This is a genomic window from Nocardia sp. NPDC003979 (assembly GCF_053605015.1).
The window spans coordinates 39,077-55,157 of the sequence record NZ_JBSGIJ010000004.1; the positions used below are offsets into that span (position 1 = coordinate 39,077).

The window sequence follows — 16,081 nt, forward strand, 5'->3', positions numbered from 1 at the left end:
CCCGCACGGGTCAGGAAGATCGAGATCGGGCACAGCAAACCCCTTCCGAAAACAACGAACGCCGCACCCGAAAACCGGGATGCGGCGTGAAAGACAGGAAGAAAAGTGACCGAGGGACAACCGACGGGTCAGGCGGCGCGTGCAGTGGCTAGGCGGCAGTCGACCGGTTCGCCGAGATGGCGGCCCTCGCAGGTAACCAGCCTCAGCACGCGAGAGGGCTGGGCGAGCTGGCGCCGGGCGATCGCCTCGAATTCATCGATCCGGCTGGCATTGAGCGCCTCATAGTGCTCGCCCACGTCCTTGCCCAGACCATCGACGTCGGGCAGTCCGGCGCGCCGCCACATCCGCACGTACAGGCCGAAGGCGGTGGTGTTCAACGGGGTCACCAAGCTCGCGCGCATCAGTGACAGCGCGACCTCGACCGAGGTCCCTGGCTTGGTCGACACACCGGTCGCGACCCGCTCGAGCAGCTCTCGGGCATGTGCCCGATAGACGAACTCGGTGGCCATGCGTTCCTCGGTCGCGGTCAACAGCGAAAAGCTGTGATGCAACACGTCAGCCACATCGGGGTGAGCCTGCTGGGCGCGACGGATCTCGTCCTCGGCCCAATCCTGCTGCCTGAGCGTCGTAAGGAGGGTCTTGGTGAACTGCGATCCGGCTAGCTCGCGGAGAATCGGTTCGAACCTGGTGAGCTCGGCCGTCATCGGTGTCCCTTCTGCGGAAACTGAGCGGGGGAAACATTTGGGATGGAGCGCGCGAAGTCGACGACCGTCAGACGCCGCGCTCGCAAGATCGCAGCGTGAGGAAGCGCCCATGGCGACTGTGCGAAAGATGATGTAGCGCTGGGCGGTTGCCTTTGCGGGGCTGGCGAGAGGTTGAGGGTGCGGCGTAGGCTGGCAGCGGAAGAGCCGCTGGTCGGGCCATTCTCAGGAGATTGAGATGCCTACTGGCAAGCAACGACGGTCCAAGCGTGATCTCGAATCGAGTCGGCGTTTGGACGAAGTCCAGAACGTGATGAAGACGCGGCGTGAGGCAGCCAGACGCCGCGAGACGGCGACGATCGACGCGGTCCAAACCTACCTACACGCTGCGGGAGCGATCCGGCAGTGCACCGGGACACGATCAGCGCGTCGGCGAGCTCCGTAAGCGGATCGAACAGTTGGAACGCGAGTACGAGGCCGAAGTCACGCGATGGCGCGGCCAGCAAGCTGGGGCGGTGGCGGCGATGCGCACCTTAGAGGAATCCGATGACGACATCGGGAAGCTCCTCGAATTGACCACCAAACAGGTGCGACAACTGATCAGTGTGGCGCGGGCATCGGAGAGGCCGGCAAACGAACCGGATCCATCGGGTCGTGCTCTACGTCCCGACCCTGTCCAGGAACCTGAACAGGCAGGCGCTCACAGCCAATCCAGGGCCGTGTTGAACACCGGGGAACAGGTCGGTCAAAGTTTGGCGTAACCGCCGGTGTTCCAGACGTACCAACGGAAATGGCTGGGTGCGAGCGGCACTCGGTAGGGGATACCGGGTTCTGTGGGGTAGGGCCAGTAGGCGACACCGCATCGGTGGCAGTAGTACCCGTGGCTCCACACATGACGTGCACGGTGCCGCCCGGAATCGACCTTGCTGTTGCGGCGTGCGCGCTTGAACGCGGTCGTGAAGATCGCGACAACAGGGATGGACAGCACGATCGGGAACAGGTACAGGCCCAGCAGCGACGCCATCATTCGGAGCGGATGCGAGGGCAACGGCTCCATGGTCAATCCGATACTGCACAAGCCGAACACGAATAGGACGAACAACATCAAGACCGAGCCGAGGAACGACAACGGGCCCACCGAAGGCAGAATCGGTTGCCACGCCAGGCTTCTTGCCAGGGCTGAGCTGTGGCTGAACTCGCGGGTGGAGGTCCCGATCACGGGGACAACACCGCCCTGGGCTACACCGAACCCGGTATGCACGCCGGTGCTGTAACCACTGAGCGTGCCATCGGACATGACAGCGGGAACGTTCTGAACCCAGTCGACACGGCCGCACTGCGGACAGGACATATCGAAATTCACAAGTCCCCCAAGGACATGGTTTCGCTGGAGACGAGCACGAAAAATGTGATACCTGGCAACGAACCGCGCATCGATCAAACACGGCGACCGGTGCCACTGTCGATGTGGTGTGAACCACATCCGGCAAATGTTCAGCCAGCCTGCGCGCAGGTCGAAACAGTGTCTGGCCCAACCGGTCACAGGTAGTGGGCGTGCGCACGTTCGAACGCAGCGTGCGCACACCCTGCCGGGCAGTCGGGCGCTACGTGCGCACGGCAGGACCGGTGTGCGCATCGTCGGCAGGCTGGTCGTTTTCTGCGTGCGCACGGTTGGCAGGCTGGTCGTTTTCTGCGTGCGCACGGTCGGTGCCAGTTCTCGCGCGTAGCCGCTCGGCGTCGCGCAGGATCCGACTGATGGCCGACCGGCTGCGTCCGAGTTCGCGTGAGATACGGCTGGCGCTCCACCCGTGAACGTAGCGATGCGTCAGAACCATGGCGACGGTCGCGTGATCGCGGCGCCCGCCAGGATCCTGGTCGCAGATCCTGGTCGCCAGTTCCTCCACATCCATGTCTGAACTCGTCTGATCATCGAGGGTCTCCTCGACCAGTGCGGGAGGATCCGCCCGCGAGGCGGAAAGTGCGCCGCAGGCACCGTCACTGGGGCGTTGGTCGGGCACGGGGAGGGGTGCTAGGGACTGAGGTCGTCGCTCCATGGCAGGGCTGGGTTGACGCGCGTGAGCCAGAATCAGCAGGGCCAGCGAACTCTGAGTCATACTGCCCTCCACAATGAGCGGCCACAGCCATGCTTCGCCCGCGGGCACGCCTGCGGTGATCGCCAGAGCGCGGAGCGCGGTGAACGACAACCAGAACGCCCCGGCGGCGATGACCACGGTCAAGGCCGTCGCAGCGCGCCGCGCGGTGGGCGAGACGGTGTCGGCACGTGCGAGCAGCGCAACACCGTGTACTGCGGCCAGCAACGCCAGGGGCGGAATGACCGCGACGGTAGCGGCGACCGCGGGCAGGGCCGTGGTGTGCAGGACGGCTTGGGTTGCGTTGCCGATGACGCTGACCCCAGCGGCGATGCACAGCTCGGTCCAGAAGAAGACGTGCGCACGGTCCGTGCGCACGTTCTTGCTCGTAGGGTCCTGGTTTCGGGCAGATGGTGGTGACAAAGGCGGCATGGGTTGAATCCACTTGCTTCGGGGGTTGGTATTCAGACGTCCGGTGTGGGGCTTGGGTCGTCGGCGGTACATGACGAGCCGCGCCGGCGACGCGGGTGCATGTTCTCCGCTGCCGCACAGTGCTCGCTGTGGTGGCGCAAGATCGTGACTGCGTCGCGTGGAGTGCCGGCACGCTCAGTCGATCCAACTGGCTACGCCTACTTCGGGGAACCCGTCGCCGGAGGGTGGACCGTTCCAGAAGGCCGGGCGACGACTACGACCACCGAGCACAGGAAGCGGGCGTGACCACGGTCAAAGGTGAGAAGCTTGGATACGCCAAACCGCGCCCGGCGCTGGATCGTCGTCGGTCCATTTCTGGTCCCGATCCGCCACCCCATGACGCGCGTGGGTCCCGTGCGCCTCGCAACCGGCGGAGGGACCGTACGGCACAATGAGCCGATAACGCGACCGGATCAAAGGAATTCACCGGCTATGGCCACCATTGACCAGCCCGCCACACGGCGAGCTTTGAGTGCGTTGTGGGGTGTCGGTGCAGGCTGCGTACTCGCGGTGTTCGTGTTCGTCCCCGCTGTCTACTTCCTCCAGAGGCAACTCGAGGTTCCCGAAATCTCGGCTACCCCAAGCCACCTCCGAGCTCGCCCACCAGTCGTCCATCCCGCCTACTGGCTGACCTGGATCCTCACCTTCATCACCCTGCTCGCACCCTCAGTGGTCCTGGCATTGTGGTCGAGTACGCGCCGCGCCGCGCTCGGTTACGTGATCACCGCAGCGGTGCTGGGTGGATCGCTTATGGCGCTGACCATCAGTTTCGAGCTGGGCGGCTTCGCACCCAGCTAGCGGGGTGTCCGGATTCGCGACCGATCCACGCAGGGGCGATACCGTATTTTGGTCGGACTATTTGGCGATGATCGTCCGGTGCGGTCGCAGGCGTGCCTTCCGGATCGTACTGGGTCAGATGTCGAAGTCTTGTTGGTCTGTGTATTCGCGGAGCAGCTCGGCGATGCTCGAAAGCCGTATTCGACAAGGAATTCCATCAGCCCCTATGCGGCGTCATCCTCGTCGGTGAACGGGTATTCCAGCAGCGGGATGATCTCGTCGTAGAACGAGCAGTCCCGCCACTGGTACGGCTCCACCGTGCTCCCGCGAACCCGATGAACAGGACCCCGATCAGACAGATGCACTGATCGGCGACTTCGGTGTTCGCGGCCGCCATCGCCGTCGGCATATCTGGGAACACGCGGGCACAGTGCGCATCAAGTTGCCGCAACTGTGGGGCGTCTTCGTCCCCTGGATATATGGGAGTCTGTCAACGCGGCCGCCGAGGCCAAGAACCGCCGAGCCTGCGCGTGTTGTCTTTCCGGTCAGACCCACTCTGTCCAGGTCTGGGTCACAACCGTGGCGTCCACGCCCACGGCTTCGGTCGTCCGCTCGCCGTCATCCACCGTGTGTCTCCGCACTCTCGTCTCCCGAAGAGATCGGTGGGGCAGGCCTGGCTGTGAGCTCGCACGGAGTGACCTTGCGATACTGTCCCGCCCCACCGACTCTTACCGGCACCGGCGTGAGCCGGGCACGTTCCCGGATCCAGATTCCCACTCCGACGATGCGTCGGCTCATGTCCGTGGGGCCTGGATTCGGTGAGCTGGCTTTCGCCCGAAATACCAGCTCAGGCGGTATTCGCAGCCCAAGCGTCGAAGGACTGCTCGAACGCGCGGGACAGTGGGAATCGGGCCGAGCCCGCTGTAGGCCGCCGTCAAATTCGGCATTTACACAAGCTGCCCGATGCGGGCCTAACGCCGCATCGGTGGCGGGTACACTCGATCCTGGAAGAGCCACTGACCGGGGCATCACTGACAAGGTGCCTTATGTCTTACGCTTGGAAACCAACTTCGGTGCCGCGGTACATCACCGGCGAGTCCGTCTGTGGATCCGTCTTTCCTGTGCGGGATCCCGTGTCGGTCAACCGCTCGTGCGATCATGCCTCGTCGAGCATTCGGGTCACCGTGCTTTGGCTCACCAGTCGGCCCCAGCGAATGCTCGCGCAGCGGCAATTCTTGTTTCCTGCAATCGCGATGGCGAGCGATAGCCGACGCGAAGGGTCGCGACGCGACGGATCCCCAAGTATTGAAGTCGATTGTCCCGTCGAACCTCCGCGGGTCTCCGGTCGTGCAGCACGCGCTTTGCTTCGATTGCTGCGGGATGCCGCCCGGGGTGAGGAACGTCGAGCCCAGTCTGACGCCGGAGAGCGCTGATGTCAGCGACGGGCAATGAATGGGCTGTGCTCGATGATCTCCTGGGGTTGGAGACTGCCCGAGTAGACGTGGCGGAAACAGATCTGTGCTTCTACGGGCGTTGCTCCACCGAGGACAATCAAGACCCCGAAACTTCCTATCGGTGGCAACTCGGCAACGCCGAGAAATTCGTCAGCGGGCAGATCGTGAAGAGCTACTTCGATGTCGGGCAATCGCGTTCGGTGCCCTGGCATCGACGTACTCACGCCGCTCGACTTCTGGAAGACCTTCGAGATCCTCAGCGAGGTTGGACCGGGATCGTTGTCGGAGAAGGCACCCGATGCTGGTTCGGTAACCAGTTCAGTCTTGTTGCACCCCGCATCCATGCCTACGGAGCCGAGATCTGGGTGCCCGAGTTGGGTGGCCGGTTCGATCCGAACAACGTCACGCACTCGATGATGATGAGCATGCTCGGCGGGCTCAGCGAATCCGAACGTCAGCATGTTCAGCAGCGAACTCGGGCCAGCATGGATGCCCAGGTCCTCAACGAAGGCCGCCACCAAGGCGGCAGGCCGCCCTACGGCTATCTCGTCGTGGACGGCCCACCACATCCCAATCCGAACCGCGCGGCGGACAACCTGAAACTTCGGGTCCTATCGGTCGACGCTGCGACCGCTCCGGTCGTTCAGCAGATCTTTCGCTCCTATCTCGCCGGCTACGGCGACCGGGCCATCGCTAATGAACTGAACCGGTTGATGATTCCGTGCCCGTCCGCGCATCGCCCCGAGCAGAACAAGCATCGTGCCGGCGACAGTTGGCAGGCCTCTACGGTGGCAGCGATTCTGCAGAATCCGCGCTACACGGGCTATGCGGTCTTCGGGCGTTGGAGCAAACACGACGTGCTGTTGGATCCCGATGACGTCGCTGCCGGCCACATCGTAAAGTTCAAACGTTCACCTGCACAACGCATTGTCCGGTCGCGACGTCCGGCGCACCCGGCGATCGTCTCGGTCGAAACCTTCACTCAGGCAACGCTTCTGCGTCGCGAGCGGGCAGGAATGAGTAACCGTGCCCGCAGCCGGCTCGAACGGACTAGGCCAATTCGTTCCGGTGGGATCTATCTGTTGCGCGGCAGGGTGTACTGCACTGCCTGCGGCCGCAAGATGCAGGGCGAAATGGTGGGCGGAGCTGTCTACTATCGTTGTCGAGCCAGGAGTTTGGCTTCGGATAGCACGGCTGAGCAGGAGCATCCCCGAACGGTGAATCTGCGTGAGTCGCACCTCATCGAACCTGTCGACGGCTGGCTGGCGACCCTGTTCGATGAGAGCAACCTGGACAGCACTGTTGCGGCATTGATAGAGGCCCAGGGCGACGACGGCAGCGATTCTCGTCGTCAGGCGTTGCACCGACGGATCGAACAAGCGCAAACGAAGATCGGGCGTCATCTCGCGGCGATCGAAGCGGGCGTAGATCCCCAGGCCGTCATCGGGCCGCTCAATTCGGCTCAGGCAGAGAAGACGGCCGCAGAGGGAGAGCTGAACAACCTTCCGAGGGAAGAGAGGCTCACCCACACCGAACTACGCAGGCTCATCGAGTCTTTAGGCGACATCCGTGCGATCCTCGCGGCGAGTGCGCCGGATCGTAAGGTCGAGCTCTATGACGCGTTCGAGCTCCGGGTGCGTTTTGCGTACTCCGAGCATCGAGCAACTGTCAGCACCTCCTAGCTTGGGTTAGCACCGGCGTACTCGGAGACTACCCATAGGTTTGGTCAACTCCTCGGATGCCGCGCTCGCAGCGTGATCCCGATACGTCGGATTGCGGTGAGGCAATAGTCGGGAGGTCGCTGCGTGGACGGGATGTTCTGGGTGGCGGGGGTGGTTGCCGGGGTGATCGTCGCCGATCGGATTGCGGTATGGGCCGAAGGGCGGGGGTGGATTTACTGGCGTCACCGTCCTCGAAACGCCGGGGTGGGCGTGAGCGCACTCGGTCAGGTCGAGTCGCCCTACCTGATCCATCCGCGGTCAGACTGAGGGCATCTAACGGGATTCTCCTGATCGCCGCGCGCCTCGATCACCACTTGCCCGTTGGGCTTCTCAGTTTTCGAGCCTGGCGTCGCGGCCACGGCAGGCCGGGCAGACGAGGGCGGCGTTGTGCTCCTTGCCCTCGTCACGGTTTCGGGTGTAGCAGGGTCAGGCGCGTTTCGTGTTTGTGGTAGCGCGGCTGTGTATCGAGCTGCCCGAGCGGTGGGCAATCGAGTGATTCGAATCACACTGGCTCGATGGCGGAAGGGACCGAGTCGGTCTCTTAACGCCACGGATCAGACGGTCACCCGTGGGTCGAGACGAAATCTGACCTGGACCGAACAGTTGGACGAGCGGCGAAGTTCGCCGACTCATAGCGGCAGCTGCTGCATGTTGCCTACAAATGCCGATGCTCCAGGTGCGAGGTCGCACCTGGAGCATCGAGTAGATATATGCAAACACATAGTTGTGTTTAGCACTGGTGTCCGGAGGGGGACTTGAACCCCCACGCCCTAATACGGGCACTAGCACCTCAAGCTAGCGCGTCTGCCATTCCGCCACCCGGACTTGCTGGTGTGCCAAAAGATTATCCGACTGATTGTCGTAAACCAAATCGCCTATTTGAACTGCGGTTTTGGTGGGGTTCGGATGATCTTGACGGTGCGGTCAGGCTCCGAATCCTGGAATGCCTCAGGTCCCCCTGTCTCGGAGCGAACCAGGGAGACCGACCACGGCGCCCAGCGCTCGGGAATGCCCGAAAAGTCAGTTCTGGTCGACGTGCTGGACGCTGTGAGTTCCCGCACGTCGACCGGCGAAGACGCAGTCCGCGAGGGACAGTCCACTGACGTAGCCGTTGGAGCAGATGCCGACTGCTGCGCGGCCTGCGGCGTAGAGGCCGGGGATGGTGTCGCCGGTTTCGGTGCGGACGGCGCCGGTTTGTTCGTCGACGAGGAGGCCGCCGAGGGTGAGCATCGGCATGGGGTAGGTGAGGCGGGCGGCGAAGGAGATGTCGAGTAGGGCGTAGGGGCCGGTACGGATGGGGCGGCGGATGTCGTCGGGTTTGCCCAGTGGGTCGGGGGTGCCCTGCTCGATGGCCTGGTTGTGGGCGTCGACGGTGGCGCGCAGGCCTGCGGGGTCGACGCCCGCGCGGGTGGCGGCTTCTTCGATGGTGCGGCCGGTGGTGCGTCCGAAGCGGAGGAGTCGTTCGGTCTGCATGCGCTGGAACCACACCGACTGGCCGGCGATCTGGGTGCGTGCTTCGGCGGCGAGTTCGGCGTCGACGAGCAGCCAGGCGCGGTGGCCGGGGGCGGTGGCGATGGCGGCGCCAAGTGCCGCGCCGTAGCGCGATTCGTCGACCATGCGACTGCCTTCGGTGTTCACCGCGATCGCGCCGTAGAAGGCGCTGGGTGGGCCGATGAAACGCCATGCCGACATCGCGTCCATCTTGCCGGTGGCCGCGCCGATCTCCTCGGCCATCGTGATGCCGCTGCCGTCGTCCCCGGCCGACCCGAGCGGCAGGCCCTGCGCCCAGGGATAGTGGGGGTTGTGCCGGGCGACCATCGCCGCGTTGGCGATGAATCCACCGGTGGTGAGTACCACGCCGGAGCGGGCCCGGATCCGCACCGGCACACCGTGCTTGCGTTCGATGCGTGCGATGAGCGCTTGCACGGCCCGGCGCAGGCCCTGGTGGTACACCCCGGGTTTCGACGAGATCCGTGCCAGTGCCGCGAAACGGCGTCGCACGGCGGCGGGTGCGCCGTCGAGGGTGACCGCTTCGATGCCGGTCACACGGCCGTCCTCGACCACGAGCCGGGTCGCCGTGGTTCCGGTTCGGACCCGGACGCCGCGGGCGGCGGCCGATCGTGCCAGCGGACGGAACACCGCCTTGCCCGAGACGCCGGGTCCGTGGGCGCGGTGTCCGCGCTGACGTGGTTTCGCGAGTTCCCGGTAACCGCCGGCGTTTTCGCTGCCGGAGTAGTAGAGGTAGTAGTCGTCGGTGGGGTAGGAGGTCTTGTACGGGCACACTGACGCCTCGAACGGCACGCCGTGTTCGGTGAGCCAGTCGATGAGGGCGGGGGACTCCTCGCAGAAGCGGCGTAGCGTCGCGGGGCTCACCGCGTCGCCGACCTCGGCTTGCAGGTAAGCGAACATGTTGTCGGCGTCGTCGTCGATGCCGGCGGCGTGCTGCACCCAGGTGCCCGCCCCGGCGTAGATGATTCCGCCGGACAGCTCTGTCGCGCCGCCGCCGAGGTATCGGTCGATCGCGAGGACATCGGCCCCGCGTTCGCGAGCGGCGAGCGCGGTCGTAACCCCTGCGCCGCCGTATCCGACAACGACGACATCGGCTTCATCGTCCCAGGTCAGCACCTGTACCACCTTTCGTGCGGCGGGTTGTCCTGGCCGCATTCGGAAACTATAACGTGTTCTAGAAATGGTCGGACGTCGTTCCGCCGGTGAGGGCTCTTCGCTGCGCGGGGGACGTCATCCTGTGGCGCGACACTCCGTGAAACGCCTTGGCTGTCTTACGATCCCGTTGTCGCTATCCATGGCCATCGGAGGACTTCATGCCCGTGACCATTTCCGCGTCGACCCGCGCTGTGTGGAAGATCGGCGCACAGGGACAGGCGCAGATCCTGTTCGTCGACGACTCCGCGTCGAACGCACCGGCCCGTCGCTGGCCCGACACCGCCATGCCGGGCGGTCGTCCGGGGCATCTGGCATTCGACCCGAACGACTATCCGACCCTGACGCACGTCCGCACCCTCGTGCCCGAGTACGGCGCGCTGTGGAATGCCGTGGCCGAGGACTTGGCCGCGATGAGCGCCGATGCCGAGTCCGTCGGAAGGACGGGCAATTAGACCGCCTGCGGCACCGCGCGATGCGAAGACTGCGAATAGGTCATTTTGCCGAATGCCACCCGGCAGCGAACCGATCCGGGGCCGGATCGCATCACTGATGACGAGACCAGTCGTCGGCACTGCCCCCGACGCGTCTCGTGTCGTGGGTGAGGAGATCGCTGGGGGGTCTCCTCACCCACGACCTATCCGCCACACCGGGGCCATTCGAGGCCCTCAGCTCAATCCGGCGACGATCGCCGACCGAACCGGGTCTCCGACCGGCAGCCCCTTGGCGACCCGCCGCCACGCGTTGCGTCCCGCCGTCAACGAGCACCGCACCGCGTCGGTGATCGCCGCCGCATGCGTGTCGCCCAGGGCCGTGCCCGGCACGATGGAGATCTCCAGGTGCTCCGCCAAAGTCAGTGCGCGGGTGACGATCTGACCGGTGAGCGACCCGTCGGCGTCCGGATACAGGACGACGAGAACTTCGGTTCGTTCCTCGCCCGCATGCACCGCGACGCGGACCACGTCGCCTGCCGCGGTGCCGGGACCGAACGATTGCACCGAGATCCGGGTCTGCTCGGCACCGGCGGGAGTACGTGTGAATTCGATGCCGAGCTCCTGGTCGATCTGTTTCTGGACGACCCGGCTCGATGACGCTCCGTCGCGTGAGGAGGCGGCCAGCGGCCGCACCGTCCACCCGGGCACCCGCATCACGATGCGTCGCGCGGACAAGGAATGGGGTTCCGGTGTCGCGTCGGCTGCTGCCAGCAGGCGTTGCGCGATGCGGGCGCCCGCGGCTGCTGCCTCGGCATCGGGTTCGGAGTCGTCGGCGAGCGCGAGCAGCACGTCGAGGTCGACGGGCAGGTGCAGCCGTGTGGGTCGATCATCTCGCGCCGTCACGATGCCTCCTCGGTGTCCTGGTCGCGGGCGTCGAGCTGGGCGCGCAGGGCTTCGCGCAGCATCTTCGTTCCCGCCGCGCGCAGCCGTTTGACCTTCTCCTGGCTGAAGTTCAGGTCCGCGGCGACCTCTTTGGTCGTCTGTACGTCGGTGTAGGTGCCGTCGGGGGCGAGTACGAAGGTCGCGCGTAGCACGGCGGCGGTCTCGGGGTGCGGGATCGCGTCGAGCGCGTCCCGGAGGACGGTGCGGTCGGCCAGCCGGTCCTCACCGCCGACGAGTGTGTGGTCTTCGACGACGAGCGCGGTGGATTCGTAATCGACGCGCAGGCCCGGGTGACGCTTCTCCGCTGTGCGGCGCCGCCTGTTCTGTAGCACCTGCCACTGGAGTTGCTGCAGGACATGGGTTTTCCAGTACCGGATACGTTCGGTAGGCAAGGTCGCCGTCAACGCGACCATGGTGTCCTGGGCGACGTCCTCGAAGTCCGAACGCATGTCGGGGTCGACCCGCTCGACGACATACCGCGCCTTGGCCACCGCATAAGTCGACATGGTGACCAGATCGGCGCCGAAGATGTGTTCCACCACCGCGAGGCGCAGCGATGAGGGGACCGCGCTCCAGGTGGCGCCGAGCCAGGTGTCCAAGGAGTCAGAAGTCAACCCGTGCCCCCACTTCGTCGGCGACAGTGTCGAATGCCGCACTGTCCGAGAAGAATTCGCGCGACGAATGCGGTGCTCTGCCGTCGGCACCGATCGTATGAGCGGGGCCGGGCAGCTCGATGCCGAACCCGCACGGTGTTGCGCCGCTCGCGCGCCGGTCGGCGGACCGGGAAACGACCGGACGACACGGGTCACAGCGGGAGCCTCCTGCTGATGGGAAACGGGCTCCTACACAGATGCCGTTGCCCGCGCTACCGGTTCGCACGACGAATGTGAGCTAGGACGGGCAGGTGGGGGAGGACACCATCATCGAGAACGCGATCTGGCAATACCAGGCCTTCTCGATCTTCCACTTCCCGTCCTCGGCGACGAACGGCACGATCAACGGGCTGGTCGCGGTGTTCATCCTCCCGGTGCCGTCGGCGAGCATGCCCGGCGCACCGAGCCTGGTTCCGCTGATGGTGACGGTGACCGTGGCGTTGTTCCGGCCCGGTGCTTCGGCGATGCGGTTGGGCAGGCCCGGATCGTCGGCGATGCCCTGCACGTGATCGAGCTTCTCGGAGTTCGGGACCCGTGGGTCGAGCATCCGCGCGAACAGCCGCTCGACGTCGTCGGCCGACAGCAGTGGTGGCGGCGGTGTCGATGTGGGAGTGTTGGCACCGGCCACGGGCATGGCCGAACTGTCCCCGGTGGAGCAACCGGTGCCGAGCAGGGCGGTGATCACCGCACCGGACAGCGCAGCACCGACAAGGAGTGATCTCGACAAGATGGTTCCCCCGGGAAGGTCGTTGATGCGCATCGGTGTCGAGCTTATCCGTCTGTGGTGAACACGACTCGCCCCGCTGTGGTCGAGGGCCGACGATGACCGGGCAGTCGGAGTTCCAGCGCGACGACGCGCTGTTGTCCGAGCTCACCGGAGCGCCGCAGCGGTGGTTGGCGCTGTGCCGGGAAGCGGTCGCCGAGGGGCCGGAGGCGGCTCGTGGGCTGCTCGACCGGCGCCGCGAAACCGGTGTGCTGGCACGGCATTCGCTGGCGCGGTGGAAGCACCTCGAGGCCGGTGACGACCCGCTGGAAGAGGAATCGGAGAACTCCGATCTGGAGGGTGATCGGGTCACCGCCGATGTGTCGGCGGCCCACGCGGTGGCCGCCCTCGCCCAAGCCCTGACCGGCGCGCGCGACATCGCCGAGGCGTGTGCGGTCTTCCTGCGGCACACCGAACGGGCCGGATTGCATTCGGCCGGTACTCAATTGCTCCCGGCCGGACCGATCACCGGTGGCGACGACCCGCTGGCCGAGGTGGTGCTGCACCTGCTCGGCCAGGGTGGCAGGCCCTCGCGCGGCTACGGCATCGTGACCGCGCTGGAACTGGCCGGTCGGCGACCACCGACGGTGCGGACCACCCGGGTCAGTGTGCTGTTCGTCGACATCGGGGGCGCCGGACGAGTCGGCGTGCTGCGATTGGAGCAGGTGCGCGAAGGACCGAGCGGGTTGCACCCGGACCCGGCCGCCATGTCGTTCCTGCAGGCGGATCGCGAGTTCACCGACAGCCTCGCGCGGGCGTGGGAGGTGAGCCGGCCTGCCGCCACCGGCGCGTGCGTGCTGTGGTCGGTGACCGGGGCGGGTCGCGTGCCCGAGAACGACATCAACGGTGCGTCGATGGCGGCGGCGATGGCCGTCGCGCTCGACGACCTGGCCCCGCGCCACCAGTTGGTCCGGTGGCTGCGGGTGCGCCGGCTCGACCCGGCCTGCGCGGTGACGGCGGGCCTGTCGGAGACGGAACTGACCCCGGTCGGCGGATATGCGGGCAAACTCGCTGCGGCGCAGCGTGCTTCGCTTCGGGTGGTGGTCGCCGCCACCGGGTACGAGGAGGCGCGGCGGCAGGCGCCGGAGAACTTCCTCGACCGCATCGCGGCGGCCGCGACGGTCACCGAAGCTGTGTCGCGCACGCGCAGCAGACCGAATCTGGCGCTGTGGCTGATCTCTGTCGCCGGTGTGCTCGCCGTCCTGCTCGCGGTGCTCTCGGTGACCGGTCTGGCCCGGGTCCGGGCCGAGAATGCCGCTGCCAGAGCCGAATCGAATTCGCGGCTGTTCGCGGGCGTGGCCCGGGGTGGTGCCGACTTCGACCCCGCGCTGTCCCAACTCGTCGCCCTCGCGGCGGTGCGCACGAGCGGCACAACGGATGCCCGATCGGCCCTGCTGGAGTTCTCGGCTCTCGGCACGCCGATCCGAATCCTGCCCGGGGTCTCCGGTGACGCGGGCTCGGCCGGTATCGACCCGCCACGGCTCGCCACCAGCATCGGTGGCGACATGATCGCGATCGGCAACGGCGACGGCACCGTGCAGCTCGTGCGGGTCGATGATGCCGGGGTGACCCGAATGCCGCCGTTCGCAGCGGTGGCCGGTCCGGTGCGGGCCCTGGCCGTCAGCACCGACCAGCGGTGGCTTGCTGTGGCTGGTGAACGCTCGGCGGTGTTGTGGAGCATCGCGGAGAATCCCCGGCGGACAACCGAATTCGCGTTGGCGGATCATCTGCCCTGGTCACTGGCCTTCGGCCCGGGCAACGATCTGTTGGCGATCGGCACCCACGGTGGAACGGTACTGTCCTGGCGGTTCGGCGCCGATCCCGCACGCCCCGTGCCGCAGCCCGCGCTGACTGTTCCCGGTAACCACGCCTTCGTCGCGGCCGACGACCGGGTCCTCATCGCGGCCGGTTCCCGGATCGCCGACGCCACGTGGACGACGACCGTACGGGGCTGGGACGCAACAGCTCCGGATCCGTCCCGTCCCGCTTTCGAGCTGTCGGTCGAGCGACCGAACGGCGCCGAGATCAGGTCGGTCGATGTCGACGGTGACGTGCTCGCGGTGGGACTCAACCCCGGCGAGATCGCCAGATGGCGTCTCGGCGCCGACACCACCCGGCCCGAACCGCTGCGCGCGATGTCGCGAGGTGCCAACGAGTACTTCGACGTGGCGCCGACCGGGGTCGGCCGCACGGCAGTGGTTGTCGGTGGCGATTCCCGTGCTCGCCTCCTCGATCTCGACACCGGTGCGGTGCTCGCCCGATTCCCCGGCGGATCCGTGGCGCGCGCCGAAGTGTTCCGTGGCGGGCGTGCGCTGGTGACCACCGGATTCGACCGTGCCGTGCACGTTTTCGACCTCGCGGGACAGGCCGCCGAACTCGGGCCGCGGACGCTGTTCAGGCTTCCCCAAGATGTCTCCGCACCGCCTCCCGGCGTGCTGCCCGACGCATTGCTGCCGCGCTTGCGCGGTCTGTCGCGAACCCCCGCGGGCGCAGGACGAGACTCCGTGGACGGCGATCCCTCGGGCTTCTTCGACACCGTGGTGCTCAGCCCCGACGGGACACGAGCCGCCACCCTGAACGAACGCGCCATCCAGGTCTGGGACATCACCGATCCGACCCCGAAGCCGTTCGGTCGACCGATCGACAACGGCTTGGTCGACACGCGAGGTGTCGTCTTCGGCCCGGACGGCACCCTGGCCGTCGGGCGGGGGCTGACGTCGTCGGTGGAAATGTGGGACCTGACCCGGCCAGGCGGCCCCGAGCTGCGGTCCACACTGCGATTCGGGCACGGCTATCCGACCGCCCTCACCGTGAGTCCCGACGGATCGAGGCTGGCCGTCGGCAGTCACCGCACCGGGCACATCGCGGTCTACGACCTGAGCGCCGGTCCCGGCGCTCGACCTGTGGCGGAACTGTCCGGCCTGCCCACGGTTGGTCAGGACATGTCTCTGGCCGTCACATCAGACAACATTCTCGCCGTCGGCACCCGCGCCGGAGCCTTCGTCTACCACCTCGGCGAACCAGGTGGGCCCCGACACCTGCCGATACCCGTCGCCGCACGTGGCCCCGCCGGTTCGGTCGCCTTCGACCACACCGGTACCCGCCTCGCCGTCGACGATCTCGCCGAGGACCGCATCGCAATCTGGGACTACACCGACCCTGGCGCGCCGACCGTCTACGCCGCCCTGCATCACGGCGAAAGACACTGGCAGAAAACAATGCTCGCTTTCGCTGCCGGTGGAACCGTCCTCGTCGAATCCGCCACCGACGGCACCCTGCGCCGTTGGCACACCGACGCCACCACCGAAGCCGCGCGCATCTGCGCCACCGGCACCGCACCCATCACCCGACAAGAGTGGTCGAACACCCTCCCCGGCCGTACATTCGTAAACCCCTGCCCCACAGGGTGACAAC

General features: G+C 66.3%; 11 protein-coding genes and 1 tRNA gene. 4 read left to right on the forward strand and 8 right to left on the reverse strand.

The window, feature by feature from the left end; genetic code table 11:
• Positions 1 to 128: 128 nt before the first annotated feature.
• From ACWEVR_RS09905 to ACWEVR_RS09915, 3 genes are all read right to left on the reverse strand, one after another.
• Positions 129 to 704: a hypothetical protein gene (locus tag ACWEVR_RS09905; protein WP_452466589.1), complete on the reverse strand. Its 576-nt coding sequence runs from the start codon at positions 702 to 704 to the stop codon at positions 129 to 131.
• Between the two features lie 742 nt (positions 705 to 1,446).
• Positions 1,447 to 1,998: a hypothetical protein gene (locus ACWEVR_RS09910; protein WP_452466590.1), complete on the reverse strand. Its 552-nt coding sequence runs from the start codon at positions 1,996 to 1,998 to the stop codon at positions 1,447 to 1,449.
• 307 nt (positions 1,999 to 2,305) lie between these two features.
• Positions 2,306 to 3,169: a DUF2637 domain-containing protein gene (locus tag ACWEVR_RS09915; protein ID WP_452466591.1), complete on the reverse strand. Its 864-nt coding sequence runs from the start codon at positions 3,167 to 3,169 to the stop codon at positions 2,306 to 2,308.
• A gap of 525 nt (positions 3,170 to 3,694) precedes the next feature.
• On the opposite strand from ACWEVR_RS09915, the gene ACWEVR_RS09920 reads away from it, so the two are divergent.
• Positions 3,695 to 4,060, forward strand: a complete 366-nt coding sequence (locus ACWEVR_RS09920) for a hypothetical protein (protein WP_452466592.1) — start codon at positions 3,695 to 3,697, stop codon at positions 4,058 to 4,060.
• Between the two features lie 1,438 nt (positions 4,061 to 5,498).
• Positions 5,499 to 7,175: a recombinase family protein gene (locus ACWEVR_RS09925; RefSeq protein ID WP_452466593.1), complete on the forward strand. Its 1,677-nt coding sequence runs from the start codon at positions 5,499 to 5,501 to the stop codon at positions 7,173 to 7,175.
• A gap of 776 nt (positions 7,176 to 7,951) precedes the next feature.
• On the opposite strand, the gene ACWEVR_RS09930 is transcribed toward ACWEVR_RS09925, so the two are convergent.
• Together ACWEVR_RS09930 and ACWEVR_RS09935 are read right to left on the reverse strand one after the other, a co-directional pair.
• Positions 7,952 to 8,039, reverse strand: a tRNA-Leu gene (locus ACWEVR_RS09930).
• Between the two features lie 195 nt (positions 8,040 to 8,234).
• Positions 8,235 to 9,836: an FAD-binding protein gene (locus tag ACWEVR_RS09935; protein ID WP_452467018.1), complete on the reverse strand. Its 1,602-nt coding sequence runs from the start codon at positions 9,834 to 9,836 to the stop codon at positions 8,235 to 8,237.
• A 200-nt stretch (positions 9,837 to 10,036) separates the two neighbouring features.
• On the opposite strand from ACWEVR_RS09935, the gene ACWEVR_RS09940 reads away from it, so the two are divergent.
• Positions 10,037 to 10,330: a hypothetical protein gene (locus ACWEVR_RS09940; protein ID WP_452466594.1), complete on the forward strand. Its 294-nt coding sequence runs from the start codon at positions 10,037 to 10,039 to the stop codon at positions 10,328 to 10,330.
• 213 nt (positions 10,331 to 10,543) lie between these two features.
• Here ACWEVR_RS09940 and ACWEVR_RS09945 read toward each other — a convergent pair whose 3' ends face one another.
• From ACWEVR_RS09945 to ACWEVR_RS09955, 3 genes are all read right to left on the reverse strand, one after another.
• Entirely contained in the window at positions 10,544 to 11,212 is a 669-nt protein-coding gene (locus ACWEVR_RS09945; RefSeq protein WP_452466595.1) for a hypothetical protein, read from the reverse strand.
• The gene (locus tag ACWEVR_RS09950) at positions 11,209 to 11,865 is read right to left on the reverse strand and encodes a hypothetical protein (RefSeq protein ID WP_452466596.1); all 657 of its coding nucleotides are present in this window, start codon (positions 11,863 to 11,865) and stop codon (positions 11,209 to 11,211) included. The genes ACWEVR_RS09945 and ACWEVR_RS09950 overlap by 4 nt, the downstream gene beginning before the upstream one ends.
• Positions 11,866 to 12,142: 277 nt before the next feature.
• Positions 12,143 to 12,664, reverse strand: a complete 522-nt coding sequence (locus ACWEVR_RS09955) for a hypothetical protein (RefSeq protein WP_452466597.1) — start codon at positions 12,662 to 12,664, stop codon at positions 12,143 to 12,145.
• Between the two features lie 62 nt (positions 12,665 to 12,726).
• On the opposite strand from ACWEVR_RS09955, the gene ACWEVR_RS09960 reads away from it, so the two are divergent.
• Positions 12,727 to 16,077, forward strand: coding sequence for a WD40 repeat domain-containing protein (locus ACWEVR_RS09960; RefSeq protein ID WP_452466598.1), 3,351 nt, complete (start codon positions 12,727 to 12,729; stop codon positions 16,075 to 16,077).
• The last annotated feature ends 4 nt before the right edge of the window (positions 16,078 to 16,081 follow it).